Source organism: Aquabacterium sp. (assembly GCF_029946005.1).
GTDB lineage: Bacteria > Pseudomonadota > Gammaproteobacteria > Burkholderiales > Burkholderiaceae_C > Aquabacterium.
The window spans coordinates 20,587-41,935 of sequence record NZ_JAQSDR010000027.1; the positions used below are offsets into that span (position 1 = coordinate 20,587).

Below are 21,349 nucleotides of genomic sequence, written 5' to 3' on the forward strand. Positions count from 1 at the left end.
GATTGCCGGTGTAGCTCAGTCGGTAGAGCAGCTCATTCGTAATGAGAAGGTCGGGTGTTCGATTCATCTCTCCGGCACCAATGAAAACAACAACTTAGCCCAGCCCACAAGGTTGGGCTTCTTTGTTTCTGGGGTTCATGTAGCCACCATGTAGCCAAGATCCCCGAATAAACGAGCCATAAAAGAACAAGCGATTCCACAGCCCGGGCGAGTGAATCCATCAAGCGAGCGACATCTGTCACCTGTGCGCCGCCGAGAGTCAGCAGTACATGAAGCCTTCCCCCAAGAAGCACAAAGGCAACAACAACCAGGTCATCCTGGGCGAGGATTGGCGCCGCTTTGCCTTTCCACGTGATGACCTGGAGTTCCTGGGCACCATCCGGCGCGGCATTGAGATCGGAGCGCTGGCCAAAGACCCGGACGGCAACTACCTGCAGGTCAATGGCGACATGCGCCAGACCCTGAACAAGAGCCGGATCGAGAGCCTGCTGCGGTCTGCCAAGCCGGCCATCGTGCGGGCGCCGGTGGTGCGCCAGCCGACCACCGAGCAACGCGCGGCCGTCGTGGTGACGGTCAAGAAGCGGCGTGTTGTTGTACCAGGGGCCTCATGAGCCCCTTCTGAGCGGCCCTTGGGACTCTTGGGGCATTGTCTGGGCCGACTGATGCCTGTCGTTGACTTGAGTTGAGTAAGCCTGGTGGATTTGGCGCTAACTTCGGCGCCAACCACTGGCGGTCAGGACTTGATAATCCGCATCACGATGCCATCACCTTCAATCCCGTCACCAGATAGTGCAGCGGCCCCTCTGGTCGAGAACTCACCAGAGGCGACATTGCGTCGATCGCTGAATCAGGACTTGGAGCAAAGGCGCGCGCTGGGGGCGCCACTCTTGCGCGATCAGCTGTCCTGCGTGCCCTTCTACGCGAAGAGGGCAGCACAGCAGGAGGCCGAGACGGGCGATCCGATGGCCTACTGGAACGAATTGTGGGGATCAACTCCCAATTCAGGTCGCAGACCAAGCGCCCCTTCTACCGCACCGATACCAGACCCGGACCTACTTTGATGGCCTGGCTCGGAGGGGCGCCATGTCATTTTGTTCAGCGGTGCAAGCATCGCTACCAGCAGTTGACTTGAGAGTTGCCGGTGACTTGGCAGCGCTTGCCATCACGTCGAGTGAGGTTGCCGGTGACGCCGCGGTCATACCTGTTCCCCGCACTGTCCGTGCAAGAAAACTGGTTGCAATGGGTGATGGATTTGGGTCCGCTGTTCATTGCGGCGGCAGCGATCGCGTGGCGGCGCTCCCTCTCGTTTTCCTCATCAGCCGCGCGCTGAGCACGGATCTGCCTGTCGATCAGCATCCGGTCCTGTTCGCGATTTGATGATGCTGTCGAATGAATGGTTTCAGCAGCAGCTCGGGCGGCTTGGCGGCTACCGGCCGTCAGGTTGCCCTGTGCCGCCTGGCTTTCTTTGACGCGCTGCCAGTCCTGCGAGGTGTAGCTCCCGCCTTCTTTGGAGCAAGAACGTGCACGCCGAATTTCTGCTCGCAGAAACTCCAGTTCATCGCGCTTGTCTTTGCTCCGATATGCAATGCTGTTGGCCGAAGTCTCAAGGTTTTTGATGGCCTGCTCGGTTGGGCAAACGGTGCTTTGTCCGTTCTGGGGGTAGTTGCGAGGTGCTGGCTCCGACTGTGACTGGCCATATAGCGCTTCGTCACGTTCCTCTTGAGCCATTCTTACCTGCCTTCGGCCGCCAGAGGCATCAATCGTATTTGACTGAAGCAGCCTGGGATCGACGGACTTGGCCTGAAATTCACAAGGTGAGTCGGAATAGGCACTGCGCCCCTGAGCATCCTTGCATTTGTAGACTTGGGCATTTGCTGCGACTACAAAAAAGCTCAGTATCAAGATCAGGATTGCTCTCACTTCCCACCCCTTCAAATATTGAGCGGACAGTATGCCCTGCGACTCACTGTGCCAAGAGCGCACGCCGAGCGTTCCAATTCCAGCTCGCTGCGTTGACCCCGCAGGCATTGTTTCTGTGCGTACTTGGTGCGTACCGGCTTCATGCGTACCAAGAAATACAGGCCAAGGCTTTGGCTTTATTGTAGCTCCTGAGGGCCACTCAGAAGCGATGGTTACGGCGATGGTTACGTGTTAACCGGCCTGTTAACCAGGGCCTTGTTAACCAGTTTTCGGCCTACCCCGAGGCTTCGTGATCGCGCCCTGAATGTCAGGTTTTGTCAGGTTGTCGCGCGGCGGCTTGGAAGTAGGTTTTGTAGCTGTGGGCAGTAGATCACCACACAGCATCAGGCTCATACATGGAGCCCATTTTTTTGCAGCCTGCCTACCTATTCTGGGATCCACTGGGTGCCGTCCCAAACAGCCGTATCGCCTTTGACCGTGGATCGCAAGCCTACAGGGCGTTTGGCCTGGGCCTGTTGCGGGCTGTCCAAGCGCTTCACTTCGCCAGTGTGTTCGTTGACGGCGGCCAGCACGCCCTCGGTCTTGTTGCCCATGGCATCGGTGCCACCTTGCAGGGCAATGGCCTTCCATGAGCCGCCGGCATCCTTGCCTGACAGGTCTTGAATGCGCTTGACGATGGCGGCCTTCTGCTCGGGCGTCTTGGCCGAGTCGTACTGCGCCTGCAACTGCTCTTGCCGTGCGGCTGCACGCGACTGGAAGCCCTGGGCGGTTCGATCCAGGTCCAGGCGACCATTGGCAATCTGGTTGGCGGCCCCTGCACGGCGGTTGTCGCCAGACTCGCGCATGACCGTGCGGGCCGTTTCGCCGGTGTCGCGCATGGCAGTGCGCCCGGTCTCGCCAGCATCACGGACGTTAGTGCGCTGGTTCTCGCCCGCCTCGCGCATCCCCAAGCCTTGCAACTGGGTGGCATCGCCTTGCATAGCGGTCATGGCCTGCATGGCGGCGGCACGCACACGCGAGTTGGTGCTGTTCAAACCGTCGCGGATGGCGGTCTGGGCATTCGATTGGGCCACCTGGGCACGGAACTTGTCAGCGCTGGCCGGTCCACCAACACCCCCGCCATTGATGCCGATGGCACCGCCAGGCTGGAAGCCTGCGGCCGGGGCGCTCGGGTTGGCCTGGGCCTCGGCGGCGTAGCGATCGGACAGGCCCTGAGCTGCACCCTGGCTTTGTGCGCTGGGCCGGCCGCCGCCAGCACCAGACGTGCGGCCGTTGACGGTGAAGCCCTGGGTGATGTCCTGGCCGGAATAGGAGTTCCCCACCCGGGTGACATTGTTGGCATCGTTAGGTGCTGGCAGCGCACCGCCGGCCGTGAAGCCACGGGATGAACCGGTGTTCAAGGTGGCGCGCAAGGCATTGAATGATGGGTCGCTGGGGATCTGGCCAGGCGTTGCTGGTCCAGCCGCTACGGACCCAATGGCTGGAGCCGCAGCACTTGGAGGGATTGCGCGATCGGCGGGCGCTCGCGGGTCAGATCCAAGGGCAGCTCGGCCGGACTCGATCATCTTGTCGGCACCAAGATAGCCAGCCAGCCCACCAGCAATGCCGCCAATCGCAGTGCCGACAACTGGAACGACGCTTCCAAGCGTTGCGCCAGCGGCAGCGCCCAGTCCGGCTGCACCCAGGCGCCCGGCGCCTTGAGCTGCTTGAGTTGCGACGTCGAGGCCCGAAGCGTTTGGGTCCAGTGCGACCTTGGCGACGTCAAAGCCTTCGCTGGCCACCGCCAGTGGTGCAGCCAGTCGGCCAGCCTTGCTCAGCGCGCTCGCGCCAACACGACCAACAGCGCCCGCAGCCTTGGATACCGTGCTGGGCGCTCTGGCACCAGCGTCTGGGCTGATACCAGTGAATGCCTTGAATCCCTGCCCCAGGCGACCAGAGGCATTGGCCGCAAAGCCTGCTGGTCTGCCGACGCCAGGGCTCGCGGGCTCAATGGATGGGGGCGCCGTAGTCGGGCCAGCAGCAGCACCGCCAGGTGCCCGCGCTGCGCGAAGTTCAGCAATGCGCTCGGTCGATACGTTGGGATTGCCTTGGCTCGGCATCCGGTTGAATGTTCGCTCATCCTGAGGCATCCAGGGGCGCTCAGAAACATGGAGTCCTGATACCGGGCCGCCATTGGCAAAGAACATCTGTGGCTTGAAGCCCCGGGGCTCGGGCACCGGCGTGTGGGTGGCGCCCTTCATCTGCTCCAGCGCCTGCACGCCGACCGCATGGACCTGCTCGGGTGGAATGGAGAACTCGCCGTTGCTCAGGTTCACCGGCACCTTGCCGCCGCCCATCTTCTCCAGCTCTTCCTCGCCAATCTGTGCGGTGGAGTCGGCCGGCATGATGAACGTGCCTTCTGGCACTTCGGTTTCGATGGAGTCGGATGTGCCAGTGCCGGGGCCTCGGACGGGACCGGCCGTTGTCTTGTTCCGACCTTGGCCTGGGGCGAAGCCTCGCACGGCAGAGTGCTTGGCGGCCTGCTGTAGCGCCTGCTGTGCTGCCGCTGAATTGAATCCGTACATGGCTTGTCCTTAAAAATCGCGTACCGCGATTCTTCGTGCCGGGGCCGGTGTCAGCAAACCCTACAGGCCCTGACCTGGATGTGTTTGCCTCTTGCCCCGATATCAGGTTTTCTAAGGTTGCGACACTCGATTCAGGGCTCTCATGCGCGCGCGTATCGGGAAAGAAAGTCAGCCCGTCATCGTCTTGTCCGTCAGCAAGGCTTCTTTGATGGCGCGGGCCACCTCGGCGCCAATGGCCACAGCTTCCCGGCCAGCTTGAATGCTGGCGAACTCCATTGCATGACCTGCCAGTGCTCGCCCCAGCATTCGCGCTTCTCTGGGCGTCAAGTCCATGCATTCGTCACCGATCTCCAGCTTCACCCAGCCCCAAGGCAGCATGGTCGTGGTGATGGCCCGCGCTGGCGGTGGAATGTCGTTTGGCATGAAGACACCGGCCATCACGCGGCGCACCCGTTCATCGTCTACCAGGGCGGCAATGCGGTCGTCAACGATGGTCATCTTGAGCCCCGTCACCTGGACCAGTGCCTCCCGGGTAACGACTTGCTCGGCGGCGTGAAGGTCCACCACGGCGTCGAAGACAATCTGCGAAGTGCTGCGCTTGGGCTGGGTGTTGTGAGTCATGGTGTTGGCACTATCAATAAGAGGGACGAATTGAATGGTGTTCGGGGCCTGAAGGCATTCGTGTTCTAAGGGTGGTTTCATAACCCCGTGTCATGTGGCTTGCGTGGGTTGGTGGTCGGCTGCTGTGAAACATCCATGTCGCATTCGCCCCAACGCTGATAGGCCCCATCGAAGCGCAGCGCTATGCGGTCTTTCTTGCCCTGGCGGTTCTTGGCCAGGATGGCAACCAAGAGTTGGGCGCCGTTGTCCAGCTCGCCTTTGGGGTGAAGCAGCAGCACCACATCAGCGTCTTCCTCGATCGCCCCTGACTCTTTCAAGTCGGCAAGCGTCGGCTCCCGGTCGGCCTTGGCCACGTCGCGATTGATCTGGCTCAGCACCACCACGCAGATGTCCAGCTCCTTGGCCAGGGTCTTCAGGCCACGACTGATTTCTTCGATCTGGTGATGCCGACTGGCCTTCGGGTTGGTGGCTGCGCAGAGCTGCAGGTAGTCCAGCACCAGCACATCCAGGCCGCGCCGGGCTTTGACCATCTGGGCCTTGGATCGGATGGCCAGCAGGGTCAGCGCTGGTTGGTCATCGATCTCAAGGGATAGCGTTCTGGCCATCTCTGTGGCGTCCACCACGCGGTGCCACGTCTCGTGGTCATCTGGCGGGATGCCGGTGGCCAGGGTTTCGAGCGGGATCCGGCCAAGGTTGGCCGTGATGCGGTCGGTCAGGTCGCCGCGCGGCATTTCCTGGCTCAGCACCAGCACTCGGTGGTGGTCGCCCGCCACGTTCAGGCCGATCTGAACCCCCAGCGAAGTCTTGCCAATGCTGGGGCGAGCCGCGATCACGACTACCCGGCCACGTTGCAGACCCCCACCAAGAGCCCTATCCAGTCGTGGGAGACGCGTTCTCATGCCGGGTGCCACAGTGCCATTGCCCATGGCTTCCCAGCGCTCTGTGCGGGCGGTGATCGATTCGAGCAGGTTGACCGGTGCACTGCGGGCGTCCCGGCGCTGCAGTGCCATCAGCAGCGACTGCGCCCGGTCGAGTAGCACGGCGGGCTCGCCAGCCTCCCGGGCCAGGGCCTGTACTTGGTCGCCGGCAGCCAGCAGCGCACGGCGTTGGGCCATATCGACCACGATGGCGGCGTATTGGCGCACATGGGCCGTGCTGAACACGCTTGCGGCCATCGCATGGAGGTAGGCCATGCCACCGCAGGCTTCGGCCTTATCGCCAAGGGCGGTGGCCACGGTGATGACGTCGGCGGGCTTGCCGGCAGTGATCAGGGCAGAGGTGACCGTCCAGATCTGACCATGCGCGGCGTTGTAGAACTGGTCGGCCTTGATGTTGGTGTCGGTCAAGCGATGGGCGGCGCTGTTGTCCAGCAGCACGCAGCCCAGCACCGCCTGTTCAGCCTCGACGGACCATGGCACCGGTGGGAGTTCGTTGTGCTCGCTCATGCGGGCACCTCCCGATTGGCGTACTTGCCTTCGATCACCCGGACAAACTTTGTCTGGTTCATGAGGTCATCGAAGTCACAGCGCCAACCTTCGTGGCCAGGCTTGCGATCAACCCGACCCATGAGAAAGTCAGAGGCGGCCACGGTCTCGAAGAACTTGCGGAACCAGGCCAGGCCTTGCTCGACGGTCACCCATCCCCTGGCCTTGGCCATCTCGTCCCATCGTGACCTGGTGGCCGTCTGCCGCCTGGTTGTCCATGCCTTGATGGCAGGCAGTTCGGGCAGCAACTCCAAGTACAGGCCTCGGATCTGCTCGCCGGGACAGGCCAGTCGAGTCGGTTTTTTGGGCGGCGAGGACGTATCTGGTGGTTCTATTGATGGTTCTATGGTGGTTAGGGTCGCATGGGTGCTACCCCTCTTGTGCATGGGTGCTACCCGTCTCCGCGCATCAGTGCTACCCGTATCGCCAGCGCTACCCGTCGCATGGGTGCTACCCGTCCAGGTCGAAAAGCGGTCCAGGTGAAGCCGGTAGTGCGGCGTATCGCCAGGGGCTCCACCATGAGCATTTGCCACCACCGACAGCAGGCCGTCCGACTTCAACAACTGCACCAGCCGCTGGGCCTGGCAGCGCGACACGCCGACCTTCTTTGCGATGGCCGACATGGAGGGGTGTAGCGAGCCACCATCGTCGTTCGACCAGTCGGCCAGGGCCAAGGCGGTGAGTTTTAGGGAAGGCGGGGCAAGGGATGACTCCCAGATGGTCGCCATGGCGCGCACGCTCATGGGTTGCCTCCCATCACCCGCACGAAGCCTTCAACCAGGTCCAGGCTGGGCCCGATCTCGCGAACCACGCCCCACCTGGTGCCCAGGTAGCGCACCTGGCCGTCAACCGGATCCGTGCGCAGCAGTTCAAACCCGGCCAGCGCCGCGGCAGCTCGCAGTGTTGCGAATTGCTTGCTGTCGTCTTCCAGAAGCTTGGCGGTCATCGGCGCCCTCTTGTGGCGGAGCCCGCATCAAGGTCCAACTGTTTGCAGGCCTCAATCAGCCTCAACTGGTCGGCCGGCATGAAGTCGTGAAGCGGCGCCCAGAAGTCGCCGGCCCAGGTGGACCAGACCACGGCAAACATTCCACAGGCGTCAACTGTGCCGCTTGGCCGCCATGGGCCTCGGATGTTCGAGAGAGTGAGCAATTGACTGCGCGGGGGATAGAAGCGGCACATTTCACGTTGGGGGAAGGAGTGGCGTGTGCTCATGCAAGCGCCTCCGTGCCCATGGGCCCGCCGTGAGTTATCGGCCCGGGCCGACGCGAGCAAGAAACCGCAGTAGCGCCCCGCTGCAGCGTGTAGATCCCGATCCTGTGCAGGCGGCCACATTCAGTGCTCTGCCTCACCCGGCTCGTAACGATGTCGTGCCCCTTGTTCCGCAGGCTCATGACGCGGGCGCGGGGGTCGTAGATGTCGAGGTAGCGGGACGCCTCGTAGGTCGTGACGCTCCAGCGGCTCAAGGCCTCCAGAATGCGCTTCTCCTGCGTTGCCCCGTTGTCACCGGGCATCTCGTCGCGCAGAGCTTTCAGCGCTTGCAACTTCTCGGGCGTCGAGGTGTAAATGCTCAAGCCAATTTTGGCGCCGCCATTGGCTTGGGCGATCACCTGGCTGCGCGAGTCAAGTGGCTTGCCATTTTTCAGGCCGCCAGTATCATGAGCGTGCTTGCTTTTGCGATTGATCTTGAGGGCTCTGGTATGTCGCGTGCCAGGGCCTTCGCCGTTTTTAGGCGCGGGGGCGCCGCCCTTGTGGGCATTCTTTGAGGGCTTCATTGCGGCACCTCACTTAACGCCGAGGATGCGCTTGATGTCCGCGACAGGCCACGCCAAGCGACCATTCACGCGGATCGGGCGAATGGCCCCAGCTTCAGTGCTCGCCCAGACGCGCATGGTCTGAGGCTTGCGATTCAGGTAGTAGGCCGCCTGATCGGTTGCCACCGTGGGTCGGGTCTCAGTCTCCAGCGGCGGAAATGACTGCGCGATGTGGCCAGCGCTTTTGGCTGTTGCGCTGTGAATGGTTGCTGTGTGCAAGGTGATCTCCAGCACCACCGAATGGCGATGCATGGAAATCAATTCTTGTCATGCGGCAGTGACCGGCAATAAACCGGCAGTTTTTCGGCAGTTCTTTCGCCGCATCGAGTCACCCTATGCGATGAATCAGATGATTCGCATTGAATGATTTGAACTTCCCCCGATCCTCTGCCCACCTCACCGCTGCCCCTTCCCACCACCACCCTTTTCCATCGGCCTTTGCGCAACCGCTTAACCCATTTTTCGCAGCGTCTTTTAGGTCTCGCTCGACTGTGGCCCAGCGGCTGCGATTAGCTTCAATCAGCGCATTTCGCTTTATGCGCCGATCTTTTTCAGGCGCCCCCAGTGTCTCGACCGACTGGGCATCAGGTTGCCGAGCCTGCGTGAGCTTGAACTCGGCCTGGTGTGAAGGCTGCTCTGGGTCGGGCTGATCTATCGTTACCGTTGATGCCTCATTTTCAAAACCTTCCAGCACGTCATCGGGTTCGAAGTCGCACAGTAGAAGTTCGAAGCGTGGCTGACGCCAGCTCTGCATCCCTGACAAACCAACCCGACACGTCTCACGCAGTGCTGCGAATTCCCCCGGTGTGCTGCCGAACTCATCAACGCCTGAATCGTTGAGGTCGCACCCGAAGGCAACGGCTTTCTTTCTCCACATGCGGCCATGAAAGTCCTCGTACTCGTCCTTCCAGACAAATACACCGGCTGGCAGCGTTGCCAGTGAACGAGTGCGCCACTGTTCATGCTGGCTATCGCGGCCAAGGGAGGACGCTGCGATTTCTTCACTCAGCGCTTTCAATTTGCGTCTGCAGAAGCTTTTCCACCAGGTCGGATCGGTTTCGTAAACGATGCCATCCTTTACCTTGTGGGCTCGCAATCGCCCGTATATTTCTGCATCGGCATCTTGCGCGAACAGCGCGGCAAGGAAGTCGGGGGACAAGGCGTTCCAATTTGTCACTAGGGGGATTGCCCTGACAGGAATGGCCTCTCGAAGGGCCTCCCCATCTTTGATCATGACGACGACATTCAAGGCGCACTTCCTTCTGGGTGCCCTTCAATGAGAAGCCCCAGCAGGCGGGTGAAGGTTTCCCGCTCTTCGGTTCGCGGGCCTAGCTGGGGCAAAACCATTATGCAGACACTGCGCTGTGATCAATGGCTGCGTTCTGGACCTAAAACAGCTTTGCGAATGCAGGGTTTGTGTTTGGAGTCTGGGCGGCGCTCAAGTTGGCGTCCTGTCAGCCCTATGTACAAGGGTCAACGAACGAGCTGCATGTCCACGTGGAATCTCGGGCGTCAACGTGGCCAATTCCAACGCTGAATAGAGTCCTGACGATTGGTCCCACAGGGCATCGGCGGCCACTTTTGCATCGTCGGCGAGGTCTCTCATCACGGTCCCCAACATCGGCAAGGCCTCATCGATGAGTGAGTGACCGCTACTTTCTGCATCCGGGTGCCCAAGCACAGTAAGGCAGCTTGCCAGTCCTTGTATTTGGGCTAATCGAGTCGTGAGGCGGTCAATGGCGTCACTGCTGAACTCCGTTTTGCTGGGGTTGTTTGTGGGAAACTTGAAATCAGCCATGGTGCACGTCCTTTCAGGTGTGTGCGTTGTGGTCAGACCCAAGGCAAGGCTCCTACCCCTTGCCTTGAGTCGCTTTACAGCAGGTCCGCCGAGGCGTTCCGGGCCTTACCGACAAGTGATGAAGCGGCCCATATTGCATTGATGACGATGTCATCGCAGTGCGCTTGCGTGATCAGGCCGGAGTGGCTTTCATCAGCTCGAATAAAGGAGCCCGCCATTGTGATCTTGAGTATTGCCACGGCATCTTCAAGATGGACTTGTGAATCGGCCATCCCGGGTATTTCAAGTTGCTCGATGCAGGTCTCCAAAAGGCGAGTCGTGATCCCCAGCGCTCGGAAGACATCCTGATCTTGGGGTCTGTCATTGGCTTCAACTTCACCGCTGTAATTTCGCAGGAGCACATGCAGCAATGCATCTGCTTGCAGAATGCATTCGTTTGAATCGACGGGCTCTGACTCTGGCAGTTTGTGTACAGTGGCGGAAGCCATATTCACCTCTTTGGTAGGTGGTTTGTGGTCAGGGCCCGTTTGGTGTTCCACCACCTTGCGGGCCCGCTATTGCCTCGGAACTGCCGAGGCGCCAGACCTGAACCTCAGGCGGCGGTTTTTGTGCTGGTTGTGCCGATGCTCAGGTGTGTGCACGACCTTGCCGAGACACCGCCAGGTGCAGGCCTGCCGCACCAAGGACGGCCAGCAGGGTCTTGATGGTCGGATTGCCGCGAGGCGACAGGGCGCGGTAAAGGCTTTCTCGCGGGATGCCTGCACGCTCTGCCACGGCGGCCATGCCTTGGGCCTCTGCGATGTGGCGCAGCGCTGCCAGGAGTGCAGCCTGGCCACCTGGCTCCCCGGCTTCTTCAAGTGCAGCGGCCAAGTAGTCGTCGGCAAACTCCGGGTCCGCCTTGAGCATCTCAACCACAGCGTCATCGTGTGGGCGGCTTGCGGGTGTCTTGGTGGATTTCATTTCTGTGACCTTCGCTGTTGCCAGTCTTTCCAGTGGGCCAGGGCCTCGTCAATGTCGGCCTGTTGCTTGCGCTTGTCGCCACCGGCCAGCAGCAGGATGAACCGCTTGCCGGCCTGGGCGTAATACACGCGGTAGCCCGGACCCCAATCAATGCGCAGTTCCCAAACACCCTCGGCAATGGGTTTGCAGTCCCCGAAATTGCCTGCTGCCATGCGGCTCACACGGACCAGCACGCGCGCCCTTGCTTGGCGGTCAGCCAATCCGGCCAGCCATTGGGCGTAGGGGTCGTGCCCGTCCGTGGTCAGATAGTCTTGGACTTCAAACATGTACTGTGTGAATTATACGTTACAGGTGTTGGTGGGTCAAATGGCCACCAGTTGCAGCTTGCCGGGCGCGGCCTTGGCATCGAACTGCACCCCGGCCAGCGCCAGCACGTGCGCCTCAATCTGGGCCAGGAAAGGGCGCAGGGCGTCCACGCTGCGGGGCCGGTAGCCCTCGGCGGTGGCGCTCGGCTTGTGTCCCATCACCTGGGCGATGGCGCCAGCCGGGGCCCCGGCCGCCTCACCCAGCAGAGAGAACGAACGGCGCAGGCCGTGGATGGTCAGGCCCTCGATGCCCGCGCTTTGCAGTGCCTTGCCGTGGCTGTTGCGCGTGTCGGCAATGCGGCCGGTCTTGCTGACGCTGGCGAAAACGAAGGGGCTGCGGGTGCCGTCTGCCAGCTTGACGTGGGGCAGGGTGGCCAGCAGTTGGGCCAGGTAGGGCGTCAGGGGGATGGTGCGGGTTGCGTCCACCTTGTCGGCGATGGTCAGCTTGCGCCAGCGAAAGTCCACGTCTTCCCATTTCAAGGCGGCCATCTCTTCGCGGCGGGCACCGGTCAGCAGCAGGGCGCGCAGGTAGACGCTGGCGGTGCGGTTTCCGAGCTGCTCCACGCCTGACCACCACCCGGCCACCTGGGCGGACTCCAGGGCATCGGTGCGGCGCTTCATGCTGGGCAGTGATTCAAGAAGGGCGGGCGCCTTGCCGGCGTCGGCGTCCACCAGGCCCCGGTGCTCGGGCTTGCTGGCGCACCAGCGCAGGAAGCCGCGGAACATCATCAAGGCGCGGGCGGCCTGGTGCTTGCTGGTCCTGGCCTCCTTGTCGTGCCAGGCCTTGAGGGTGTCCTCGTTGATGGCCACCAGGGGGAGGGCCAGCAGGGGGAACAGAGGGCCGGGCCGGGTGAGGCCAGCTCCGCGCTTCTTCTTTTCGCCGCCTGCACTGGCCATGTTCTGCAGATCGACCAGGTAGCGGGGCTTCCACTCGTCGCGGCGCTTGGGCTTGCCCTCTGCCAGGTAGGTGGGCCACAGGTCGCCCACGGTCACGGCCTGGGCTGCGGTCTTGGCCAGCCTCGCGGCTTTGTCGGCGGCTTTGGCTTTTTCGACCTCGCGGGGGTCTTCGCCGCGGTCAAGCTCGACGCGCAGGCGGTTGGCTTCCTTTCGGGCGCCCTCGATGCTCCAGGCCCGCACATCGCCGATGGTGCGGCGGATGGTCTGCCTGTTCAGCTTGGCTTCAAAGACATAGGACTTGGCGCCCGAGGTAGTGACGCGCACGCGCAGGCCGGGTGACTGGATGTCTCTAAGGAAGGCTTGAGCCTTGTCGGCAGGGCAGGCTAGTCGCTCGATGAGCCCCGCTGTCAAGTCGTGTGCCTTGGTCAAATCCGGCGTGTCGTCTTTGCGTGGTCTTGCCATTTCCCGCTCCGTGTAGCCACCATGTAGCCAGATTTGCGCTATTTTGGTGAATTGAGATCAACACTTGGTAAGTAATGAGAGGGTCATTTCTCTTGCAAGCTGTTGATTTTCATATGCTACATCAACACAGGTGAATAATCAAGAATACAGGTATCCTCTCATTCGTAATGAGAAGGTCGGGTGTTCGATTCATCTCTCCGGCACCAATGAAAACAACAACTTAGCCAACCTCACAAGGGTTGGCTTTTTTGTTTCAGCAGCTCATACCTGCGCTGTACCGCCAGCGGTACGGGGTTTGGGCCCGATGCTGTTCTCAGGCGAGGGTGCTATTGCATCAAGGCCGGGGCAGCGCCTTCGCCGCTTCGGAGGGCGGCCAACATGGCGACAGTGCCATTGAGCGCGGTTGTTGGCGAGCTGGAGCGGGTGCAGCACGTGGCCAAAGAGATGCCCGCCAACAGCGAACGCGCAGACCTGATCCGCGCACTGTTCACCGGGCTGACGCTTCCGCGTGAAGCGATAGTGCGGTTTGGCCCGGCGCGACCCATTCTGACCAATGATCCGATGGCTGAAGTGTCGCGGCTGTTCGATCACTATGTTGATCGGTCATTCGATGTCTGGCTTCAGAAGGTTCGGCGCATGCGCAAACGCAAGCTGCTACCTCAAGAGGTGCTGTTTGCGGTGGCGATCCCTCCTGAATCCGATCCCAGGCGCTTCCTGGCTTACCGCGAGATCTGCCTGGAGCTCCAGCAATCGGACACCGATGTTCAGGTGGTCGAGCAAAACGCGGAATCGGCCATCGTTCGGTTTGCGACCCGCTAACTCGAACAGTGTGGGCCTTCGTTTTGACGGTTTAAATTGCGCCTGACTCTCCTGCGTGCCTGGCTGATCAGCCAGTGTGTCAACCGGTAACGCGCAGGGCCATCGGATGAAAGTCCGAAAATCATGAGGCCGTGTCAAGCTGGAAGCTAAAATCCCCACTCTGCACAGTGACTGTCATCACCATGACACGCGAGACAACCCCATGATTTTTGGAAAACTTCTGCCCCGAGAGGGCAATTTTTTCGAGCTGTTCAACCAGCACGCCAACCACACGGTCGCGGCTGCCCACGCCTTCGCGAACCTGGTCAAACACTACAACGACCCACTTTTGCGCGAAAAGTACACCCAGGAGGTGGACGCCGCTGAAAACTCAGCCGATGACGTCACGCGCGAAGTTAACAAGCTGCTGCACAAGACCTTCATCACCCCGATCGACCGCGAGCAGATCCACTCGCTGATCAACACGATGGACGACGTGGCCGACCTGATCCACGGCGCGGCCGAGACCATGTCGCTGTACGACGTGCGCGTCATGACTGAAGAGATCATTCGCCTGACCGAGTTGGGCGTCAAATGCTGCGAGCGCTTGCGCTCGGCCGTGGCGCTGCTGCCCGACATCGGCAATGCCAAGACGGCCGAGGCCGCGCTCAAGACTTGCGAAGAGATCGACCAGCTGGAGTCCGACGCCGACCGCGTGCTGCGTGCCGCCATGAGCAAGCTGTTCCGCGAAGAATCCGATGTGCGCGAGTTGATCAAGCTCAAGGCCATCTACGAGATGCTGGAAACCGTGACCGACAAGTGCGAAGACGTCGCCAACCTGATCGAGGGCGTGATCCTCGAGAACTCCTGATCCGGGCGGCTGACCATGGTTTCCATGCAGGCGGCCCTGTGGGTCGTTGTTCTTCTGGTGGTGCTCGCGCTGCTGTTCGATTTCATGAACGGCTTCCACGACGCGGCCAACTCGATCGCGACGGTGGTGTCCACCGGCGTGCTGCGCCCGGCCCAGGCGGTGCTGTTCGCGGCCTTCTTCAACGTCGTCGCGATCTTCGTCTTCCACCTCAGCGTGGCCACCACCGTGGGCAAAGGCATTGCCGACCCGGGCGTGGTCGATGTGCACGTGGTGTTTGGCGCCTTGATCGGGGCCATCACCTGGAATGTGATCACCTGGCTGTATGGCATCCCCAGCAGCTCATCCCACGCGCTGATCGGCGGGATCGTGGGGGCGGTGATGGCCAAGGCTGGGGCGGGCGCCTTGGTGTCCAGCGGCATCATCCGCACGGTGGTGACTTTCATCTTCGTGTCGCCGTTCTTGGGCTATGTCTTTGGCTCGCTGATGATGGTGTTGGTGGCCTGGGTGTGTCGGCGCATGGCGCCCAACCGCATTGATGGCTGGTTCCGCCGCTTGCAGCTGGTGTCGGCCGGGGCCTACAGCCTGGGGCACGGTGGCAATGACGCGCAGAAAACCATCGGCATCATCTGGATGCTGTTGATCTCGACCGGCTATGCCTCCATCGATGACAAGGTGCCACCGAGCTGGGTGATCATCTCCTGCTATCTGGCCATTGGCGCGGGCACCATGTTCGGTGGCTGGCGCATTGTTCGGACCATGGGCCAGAAGATCACCAAGCTGAAACCGGTGGGCGGCTTCTGCGCCGAAACCGGCGGCGCGATGACTTTGTTCATCGCCACCGCCTTGGGCGTGCCGGTGTCCACCACGCACACCATCACTGGTGCGATTGTCGGTGTCGGCTCGGTTCAACGTGCCAGCGCTGTGCGCTGGGGCGTGGCGGGCAACATCATCTGGGCCTGGATCCTGACCATTCCCGCTGCCGCCTTTGTGGCGGCCGTGGCCTACTGGCTGAGCCTGCAGTTGTTCTGAAGTCGGAGGTGCGGTCAGTGGGCCAGGGTCGCTTTCAAGCTGATCTCGGGCACGCTGGCCAAGGCTTTGGACAAGGGGCAGTTGTCCTTGGCCGCCTGGGCAATTTTCTGAAACGCTTCTTCATCCAGCCCTGGCACCACGGCGGTCAATTGCAGTGCAATGCGGTCGATCAGGAAGCCGTCACCCACGGCTTTGAGGTGAACATTGGCTTGGGTGTCGACCTTGGCCGTGGCAAAGCCGGCCTTGTCGCAGGCGAATGAAAAAGCCATGGTGAAGCAGGCCGCGTGGGCGGCGCCCAACAGCTCCTCGGGGTTGGTGCCGCTGCGGTCGTCTGCAAACCGGCTGGCAAAGCCGTAGGGGTAGTCGGTCAATGCCTGGGTCTGCGGCGTGCTGATCTTGCCCAGGCCTTCCTTGCCCCGGCCTTCCCAATGAACGTTGGCGGTCTTGTCGGTCATGGCGTCTCTCCTGTGATGGTGGATAAAGCCGGTCCAGTCTATCCATTTCGTCCGGTCTCTGCTTCGCGGCCCAGGCGGTGGGCACGTCCTACAAAAGCCCGGGGCTGCGCGGATCGAACAGTTTGGCCACGGCCGCCGCCAGCCCCCCGACCGGCAGGTCGATGAGGCTGCTCACCTGCATGGCGCAGGCCTGATCGTTGACCTGAATGGTGGTGTGGCGTGGCTGCGGGTCCAGCCCCGCCTCGAAGGTGTGGGGCTCAATGGTCAGGCCACTGCCAAGGGCTTTCAGGCAGGCTTCCTTGCGCGTCCAGCAGCCAAAAAAGGCCGCCAGTTGCCGCTCGGCCGGGGTGCGCAAGAAGGCGGCTTGTTCGCTGGGGGTGAAGTGGCTTTGTGCCAGGGTGGCAGCATCGTTCAGGGGCTCGATGACTTCAATGTCCACGCCGATCGGGTGGCTGGCGCAGGTGCCGATCAGGGCCCAACCGGCGCTGTGGCTCAGGTTGAAGTGGGGGCTGCCAAGCTGGGCCAGGCGTGGTTTGCCCTCGCTGCCGGTGTTGAATTGCAAGGAGGCCGGATTTTGGCCCGTGAGCTGGCCGAGGATCTGGCGCAAGGCCACATGGCTGGCCTGGTAACGGTGCGCGTGAACCTCAAAGCGAAATCGGGCCGCGCGGTCTGCTTCCTCCTCGCTGAGTACCGCATCGTTCCAGGCTTGAGGTGCGTGGTCCAGGTTGATGAGCCACAGCGCAATATCCAGGCCGTCCGGCGAGGGCAGGGCAACGATGTTGGACGCGATCATCAGTCCTTCAGCCGGAAGTACAGGCCGCTGTAGGTGTCGAAGCAATCCGCAGCGAAGCCCAGCGACATGAAGGTTCGCTCAGGCACTTCCCAGGCGTCGATTTTTTCATAGCCGTGGTCTTCGATGGCCGAGATGAAGGCTTGTCGATTGAAGACATGGTGCGGCACGTAAGAGCCAAAACCGATGTTCTGGGTGGAGACAAAGGCGGAGGCTTCCGTCAGGGGCAGTTTGTTGAGCAAAAGGTGCCTGGGCTTGCGGTCGGCCCGGGCCAGCAGGGCGGGCAAGTTGTCTGTTTCCATGAACTCTATCGCGCCTGCGGCGATCCAGATGTCGCTGCTCAGCCAGTCGCCTGGCCATTCATCCGAAAAATGCAGACCATGCGCTTCGCGTGCCGCAGCGAGATCGCGGCCTTCCTGGATGAAGGCGGGCAGTTCGTGGACGCGCCATTCAAGCCCTGGTGGGTAGCTGAGGTAGTGCTGGTAGGCATAGAACTGGTTGCCGATCGAGCCCCCGATGTCCAAAATCGTGGTGCTGCCCTCTTCGAGTGCCTTGCGCAGCCAAAACAGAACCGGGTAGTCAAAGGCCCAGATTCGGTGCGAGCGCTGATGAACATATTCATCGGTGAACTGATCGTGGCTGAACTCCGGGGACGGTGGAAGCCAGGCGCGTGCTTGCGCGAAGGTGCTGAAATGGCCGCTGTGGTAACCGATGCCGCGTTGGGTGAAATACTTGCGGAGGGCGCGCTTGCGTAGCCAGGCTCGGATCGGTGGCAGTCGTTTGAGGGTGGCGATTGGCATGGTTGATCAGGCGTGGTACCGCAGGTTCATGGTTGACGAGTAAGGTACATTCCCAGCGCACAAAGGGACGGTATGAAGAGATTTTTCCTGTTGGCACTGTTGGTGGTCGTGCTGGGTGCCAGCGCCGTGCTGCTGTCGATTGATGAGCGTTGGCAGCGTGGTCTGCACGAAGGTGGAAAGCCAAACGCCGTGGGCTTTGGCGTGCTGGGAGACTCCGACAGCCATGCCTACCATGACGATCTGAATTTCGGGGCGAACCACGCGGCCAGAGGTGGGGCCTTGAGGCAGCGCACCTGGCAGTGGACCGAGATCCTGGCGCACCTGAGATCCGACCAACTGGATCCTGGGCCCTGGGGCACCTGGGGCACGCGTTTTCGTCGCTTGTCCATCTTGCGCGATGCGCTCGGCCTGGATGGGCGATTCCCGGTGAAGCAGGACTATCTGTACAACCAGGCCTATTCGGGCGCGGTCTGTGACAACCTCAACTCGACGCAAACTGACCAGGCCGCTCGTTTGCTGACCGCCATGCAGCGGCAACCGGGGCGCTGGAAGGACGGCGTCGTCTTGATCCGCATCGGCACCAACGATTTTGGAACACAGGAAAGCCTGGAAGCCTTGTCGCACAATTCGGCGGCCCCGCGGCCCGTGGCGTTGATGGAGGCTTGTGTGCGCGAGATTCGCACGTCGGTGGCGCGTTTGCGCGAGGCTTATCCAACTTTGCGCATCGTCCTGGTCGGGATTTTCAACAATGCCGATTGGGCGCGCTTCCATGCGCACTGGCAATCGCCTCAAGCGATGGCCAACATCCATGAAGGCCTGGCGCGTTTCAACCATGGCTTGCAAATGATCGCGCAGGGCGATGACCGCATCGCTTTCTTTGATGACCAGGCGTGGTTTTCGGACTTGTGGGGCACCCGCCTGTCTTCTGGGAAGCCGGTCTACAAAACGGTGCGTTTCGGCACGCACTTTGATGTCACGAACACGGGTGGCGACGAGCCTCGGCATGCCACCGTGGCCGATGGCCATGCGGGAACGGTCTGGAACGCCTTGTGGGCGCAGTCCTTGGTGTCGCTGCTCAACCGCCATTTCGGGCTTGCTGTGCCACCCCTTCAGACCGATGAGTTGATCAACTTCATCGATGCGGATGGGCAATTGGGCATTCGTTGACATGATCCGGGCAAGTCAAGCTTCGAAGCCACGCCATTGCCGGTAGCTTTGCCACATTTTTGATTTCACGGCATCTCGCCAGTCCGACTGGCCAATGCGCTTGGGCGTCAGGTTCACCTTGTTCAACTGTTTGCGCAGGATGTGGTTGAACGAGATCGCATTGCGCCAGCGAACACTCTCCTCGGTGTTGAAGATGATGGACATGGAAATCGAGACATCCTCAGGACCATTGTGCACATGGTGGCCGGCGATGAAGGGAATGTGCAGTGCTTCACCGGGGCTGAACTCGAAGGCGGTGGAGAACTCGTCGAGCTGGCTTGACCAGGGCAGCTTGGTCTTTTCGCGAACCACATAAGCTTCGCGGTCCGGTTGTGACACGATGCGATCGTCCCACGGCGTGCCGACGGTCACCGTCTTGCTGCCCCGAAACTGCATCAGGAAGGTGGAGTACCGGTCGATGTGGAACGGGGTGATGCTGTTGGGTGAAGCGATGAACAGATAGAGCTGCGCCTGCAAGGGCAGGTCGCCCACGCCGCGAGTCTTCATGATCGAGGCCACCTCACTGCACAGCGCCTTGTACAGGTCTGCAAACGAGGGATCGACCTCGGGCGATCGGACCATGATGTAAGAGTCCGAGGTGCGGATGGAGTCGATGGTTTCTTCCAGGGTGCGGTCTCTGGGTTTTTTCCTGAAGGTGGACTCGAAGTCATCGGCCACATCCAGCAAGCCTTTCGAATACATCACCTGTTGCTGAGGCAAGGTGGGCAGCACCCGTGCCAAGTTCTCCAGCGATAGCGCCGGATGCTCCAGCAATTGGTGGTGGAACTTGAACGGCGCCTTGTCCAGCAGGTCGCTTCGGATGTCTTCGGCAAAGCAGTTGGTCATGATGGTCTGTGGATGAGGTCAATCGAATTGAGTGGCGAAGCGGCTCACGGACGCCATGAGATGGCGCTGCGCATTCAGCGTTGATGCAGTGTGGTCAACATCGGGCAGCAACTCGGTTGGGACGCTTGCCACGGCGCCATGGTCTTTGAATGTGTCGCGCCATTGATTCTGGTAGTTGTGAGTCCAGAACGCGCCGTTCGAATAGGCAATCTGAAGCCGAACCTGCTTGTTGAGCAGTGACTGGATGTCTGCCGCGAACTCGGCTTTCGATGGCTTCCCGTAGGGGTTGTCGTTCATGGGGGTTGGGGCGGGTTTGGCCCCCGAACTGGCGCCTGGCATCCTCAGTATCCGTTTGCTCCAGCGGTGCAGCGTGGCGATGGGTTGCTGCTGGAGTTGCCGCATGGCGCGAACCCAGTAGGTGCGCGGCGTGGGATAGGCGTGGGTGTCCATCAGCCACAGGGCACGCAGGCGCTCATCCTTGAGCGCCGTGGCCACACCATGGTGCGCCCCGGAACAGATGCCGGCCAGGGCAAAGCTTTTGACAGGCGTGATCCTTTGCAGGTGATCCATGGCCGCCTGGAGGTCGGTGATGGCTTGCTGCTCGAACGATTGGGGGCGTTCGGGGCTGAGGCTGTCGCCTTGCCCAGACAGGTCGATGCGCAGCACGGTGAAGCCTTGCTCGGCCAGGTGCCGAGCCAGCTTGACGTTGATCCGGTGCGGGCCCATGCGGTGAATCACCCCCGCGTTGAGCAGCAGGATCGCCGTGGATTTGGCCGCGGATGACTCTGGCGGAAGGGTCAGGGTGCCGGTCAGGCGGTCGCCATGGCCAAAGTTGAGGATGTTTTCGGTCATGCCATGCCCCCGGTCGATGCCGCCACAAGCTGGCGCAAAAGATCGGGTGGTACCAGCGCCGAGCCACCGGCTTCTTCGGTGTGCCAGGCGACGCTGGTGCTGGTGGGGATGTGCTGCCAGCGCGTGCCCATGGCCTCGCATTTCGCAGACAGTGGGGCGGTGGCGCTGGTGTCTTCAGCACGTGCCAGGTGGATGCATGCTTCCTTGCACTGGGGATTCAGCTTGGTGATCGAGAGATCATTCATTTGCTTCAACCAGGCCTCACTGACGCCGAAGCCGATGATCTCGTCCCGCACCTGCGCGGAGGGCCGCTGGGCATGGACGACGGGCACGAAGGTTTCCCTGGCATGGGCCTCGCCGAGTTCCTTCAGGTAGGCCGGTCCGTTCAGGATAGGCTCCCAGAGGATCAGCCGGTCGGGCGGCTGATCGCAGAGCTCGGAGGCCATGATGGCCAGTGTGGCGCCCAGGCGGGTTCCCAGCCACGTGGTGTGTTGCGCGCGGGTGCGCAGTGTCAATTCGGCGTGCGCCATCAGGATGTCGTCACGCCACTGGGTGAGCGTGCCATCCTGGTCCGCGCCCGCCGATTCACCGGTGCCAAAGTAATCGAAGCGCATGACATGCACACCTTGGCGGGTCAGGTGCTCGGCCAGCAGGCGGTGCAGGCGATGCGTGCGCACGGCTTCCTGCCCGAAAGGCGGGCACAGCAGCACCTGCGATGAGAGCCGCTGCGAGCTGGCGGGCGGGTGGTAGACACCATAGAGGCGGTGATCAAGGGGTCCGAAGAAAAATGGGTTCATGTGGGGGTGCGAAAAAGCTTCTT

Annotated in this window: 25 protein-coding genes and 1 tRNA gene; 6 read left to right on the top strand and 20 right to left on the bottom strand. The window is 61.4% G+C overall.

Translation table 11 applies throughout. The features are described from left to right. Positions 1-4: 4 nt before the first annotated feature. Both PSV38_RS13335 and PSV38_RS13340 read left to right on the top strand, forming a co-directional pair. Positions 5-80 (top strand) — tRNA-Thr (locus PSV38_RS13335). Positions 81-269: 189 nt separating this feature from the next. After that, positions 270-611 (top strand): hypothetical protein, encoded by a 342-nt coding sequence (locus PSV38_RS13340; RefSeq protein WP_300548173.1) that lies wholly within the window; start codon positions 270-272, stop codon positions 609-611. Positions 612-1,113: 502 nt separating this feature from the next. On the opposite strand, the gene PSV38_RS13345 is transcribed toward PSV38_RS13340, so the two are convergent. From PSV38_RS13345 to PSV38_RS13410, 14 genes are all read right to left on the bottom strand, one after another. Next, positions 1,114-1,920, bottom strand: a complete 807-nt coding sequence (locus tag PSV38_RS13345; protein WP_300548174.1) for a DUF4124 domain-containing protein — start codon at positions 1,918-1,920, stop codon at positions 1,114-1,116. Positions 1,921-2,345: 425 nt separating this feature from the next. Further along, entirely contained in the window at positions 2,346-4,484 is a 2,139-nt protein-coding gene (locus PSV38_RS13350; protein WP_300548176.1) for a hypothetical protein, read from the bottom strand. A gap of 168 nt (positions 4,485-4,652) precedes the next feature. Continuing rightward, positions 4,653-5,105, bottom strand: coding sequence for a hypothetical protein (locus PSV38_RS13355; RefSeq protein ID WP_300548178.1), 453 nt, complete (start codon positions 5,103-5,105; stop codon positions 4,653-4,655). A gap of 77 nt (positions 5,106-5,182) precedes the next feature. Next, positions 5,183-6,550 carry a DnaB-like helicase C-terminal domain-containing protein gene (locus tag PSV38_RS13360; protein ID WP_300548180.1) on the bottom strand — a complete coding sequence of 456 codons (1,368 nt, stop codon included), beginning with the start codon at positions 6,548-6,550 and terminating at the stop codon, positions 5,183-5,185. Then, positions 6,547-7,332, bottom strand: a complete 786-nt coding sequence (locus tag PSV38_RS13365) for a helix-turn-helix domain-containing protein (protein WP_300548183.1) — start codon at positions 7,330-7,332, stop codon at positions 6,547-6,549. The genes PSV38_RS13360 and PSV38_RS13365 overlap by 4 nt, the downstream gene beginning before the upstream one ends. Continuing rightward, complete coding sequence (locus PSV38_RS13370) at positions 7,329-7,535, bottom strand: hypothetical protein (protein ID WP_300548185.1); 207 nt, start codon at positions 7,533-7,535, stop codon at positions 7,329-7,331. Before PSV38_RS13370 ends, PSV38_RS13365 begins: the two co-directional genes overlap by 4 nt. 262 nt (positions 7,536-7,797) lie before the next feature. After that, positions 7,798-8,361 (bottom strand): helix-turn-helix domain-containing protein, encoded by a 564-nt coding sequence (locus PSV38_RS13375; RefSeq protein ID WP_300548187.1) that lies wholly within the window; start codon positions 8,359-8,361, stop codon positions 7,798-7,800. 9 nt (positions 8,362-8,370) lie between these two features. Continuing rightward, the gene (locus PSV38_RS13380; protein ID WP_300548189.1) at positions 8,371-8,652 is read right to left on the bottom strand and encodes a hypothetical protein; all 282 of its coding nucleotides are present in this window, start codon (positions 8,650-8,652) and stop codon (positions 8,371-8,373) included. A 76-nt stretch (positions 8,653-8,728) separates the two neighbouring features. Then, positions 8,729-9,649, bottom strand: coding sequence for a hypothetical protein (locus tag PSV38_RS13385; protein WP_300548191.1), 921 nt, complete (start codon positions 9,647-9,649; stop codon positions 8,729-8,731). Positions 9,650-9,838: 189 nt separating this feature from the next. Then, complete coding sequence (locus PSV38_RS13390) at positions 9,839-10,198, bottom strand: hypothetical protein (protein WP_300548193.1); 360 nt, start codon at positions 10,196-10,198, stop codon at positions 9,839-9,841. 74 nt (positions 10,199-10,272) lie between these two features. Next, complete coding sequence (locus tag PSV38_RS13395) at positions 10,273-10,686, bottom strand: hypothetical protein (RefSeq protein ID WP_300548195.1); 414 nt, start codon at positions 10,684-10,686, stop codon at positions 10,273-10,275. A gap of 139 nt (positions 10,687-10,825) precedes the next feature. After that, positions 10,826-11,158: an addiction module antidote protein gene (locus PSV38_RS13400; protein WP_300548197.1), complete on the bottom strand. Its 333-nt coding sequence runs from the start codon at positions 11,156-11,158 to the stop codon at positions 10,826-10,828. Further along, complete coding sequence (locus tag PSV38_RS13405; protein ID WP_300548199.1) at positions 11,155-11,484, bottom strand: type II toxin-antitoxin system RelE/ParE family toxin; 330 nt, start codon at positions 11,482-11,484, stop codon at positions 11,155-11,157. Before PSV38_RS13405 ends, PSV38_RS13400 begins: the two co-directional genes overlap by 4 nt. A gap of 36 nt (positions 11,485-11,520) precedes the next feature. Then, positions 11,521-12,882: an integrase family protein gene (locus PSV38_RS13410; RefSeq protein WP_300548201.1), complete on the bottom strand. Its 1,362-nt coding sequence runs from the start codon at positions 12,880-12,882 to the stop codon at positions 11,521-11,523. Between the two features lie 378 nt (positions 12,883-13,260). Between PSV38_RS13410 and PSV38_RS13415 the strand changes: the two genes are divergently transcribed. The 3 genes from PSV38_RS13415 to PSV38_RS13425 all read left to right on the top strand — a co-directional run bounded on the left by PSV38_RS13415 (position 13,261) and on the right by PSV38_RS13425 (position 15,580). Further along, the gene (locus tag PSV38_RS13415) at positions 13,261-13,701 is read left to right on the top strand and encodes a DUF3037 domain-containing protein (protein ID WP_300548203.1); all 441 of its coding nucleotides are present in this window, start codon (positions 13,261-13,263) and stop codon (positions 13,699-13,701) included. Between the two features lie 202 nt (positions 13,702-13,903). Beyond that, positions 13,904-14,551 carry a DUF47 domain-containing protein gene (locus tag PSV38_RS13420; RefSeq protein ID WP_300548205.1) on the top strand — a complete coding sequence of 216 codons (648 nt, stop codon included), beginning with the start codon at positions 13,904-13,906 and terminating at the stop codon, positions 14,549-14,551. Between the two features lie 15 nt (positions 14,552-14,566). Next, positions 14,567-15,580: an inorganic phosphate transporter gene (locus PSV38_RS13425; RefSeq protein WP_300548207.1), complete on the top strand. Its 1,014-nt coding sequence runs from the start codon at positions 14,567-14,569 to the stop codon at positions 15,578-15,580. Positions 15,581-15,594: 14 nt separating this feature from the next. Here the strand turns inward: PSV38_RS13425 and PSV38_RS13430 are convergent, their stop codons facing one another. From PSV38_RS13430 to PSV38_RS13440, 3 genes are all read right to left on the bottom strand, one after another. Further along, positions 15,595-16,035 (bottom strand): OsmC family protein, encoded by a 441-nt coding sequence (locus tag PSV38_RS13430; protein WP_300548208.1) that lies wholly within the window; start codon positions 16,033-16,035, stop codon positions 15,595-15,597. An 88-nt stretch (positions 16,036-16,123) separates the two neighbouring features. Continuing rightward, a complete protein-coding gene (locus tag PSV38_RS13435) occupies positions 16,124-16,828 on the bottom strand; it encodes a 4'-phosphopantetheinyl transferase superfamily protein (protein WP_300548210.1) in 705 nt (234 codons plus the stop codon). Continuing rightward, positions 16,828-17,625, bottom strand: a complete 798-nt coding sequence (locus PSV38_RS13440; protein ID WP_300548212.1) for a methyltransferase, TIGR04325 family — start codon at positions 17,623-17,625, stop codon at positions 16,828-16,830. The genes PSV38_RS13435 and PSV38_RS13440 overlap by 1 nt, the downstream gene beginning before the upstream one ends. A gap of 72 nt (positions 17,626-17,697) precedes the next feature. Here PSV38_RS13440 and PSV38_RS13445 point away from each other — a divergent pair, with 72 nt between their 5' ends. After that, complete coding sequence (locus PSV38_RS13445) at positions 17,698-18,792, top strand: SGNH/GDSL hydrolase family protein (RefSeq protein WP_300548214.1); 1,095 nt, start codon at positions 17,698-17,700, stop codon at positions 18,790-18,792. A gap of 15 nt (positions 18,793-18,807) precedes the next feature. Here PSV38_RS13445 and PSV38_RS13450 read toward each other — a convergent pair whose 3' ends face one another. The 3 genes from PSV38_RS13450 to PSV38_RS13460 are packed head-to-tail and all read right to left on the bottom strand — an operon-like array spanning position 18,808 to position 21,326. After that, the gene (locus PSV38_RS13450; RefSeq protein ID WP_300548216.1) at positions 18,808-19,677 is read right to left on the bottom strand and encodes a cupin-like domain-containing protein; all 870 of its coding nucleotides are present in this window, start codon (positions 19,675-19,677) and stop codon (positions 18,808-18,810) included. An 18-nt stretch (positions 19,678-19,695) separates the two neighbouring features. Beyond that, positions 19,696-20,529 carry an alpha/beta fold hydrolase gene (locus tag PSV38_RS13455; protein ID WP_300548218.1) on the bottom strand — a complete coding sequence of 278 codons (834 nt, stop codon included), beginning with the start codon at positions 20,527-20,529 and terminating at the stop codon, positions 19,696-19,698. Continuing rightward, entirely contained in the window at positions 20,526-21,326 is an 801-nt protein-coding gene (locus PSV38_RS13460; protein WP_300548220.1) for an alpha/beta hydrolase, read from the bottom strand. Before PSV38_RS13460 ends, PSV38_RS13455 begins: the two co-directional genes overlap by 4 nt. Positions 21,327-21,349: the final 23 nt, after the last annotated feature.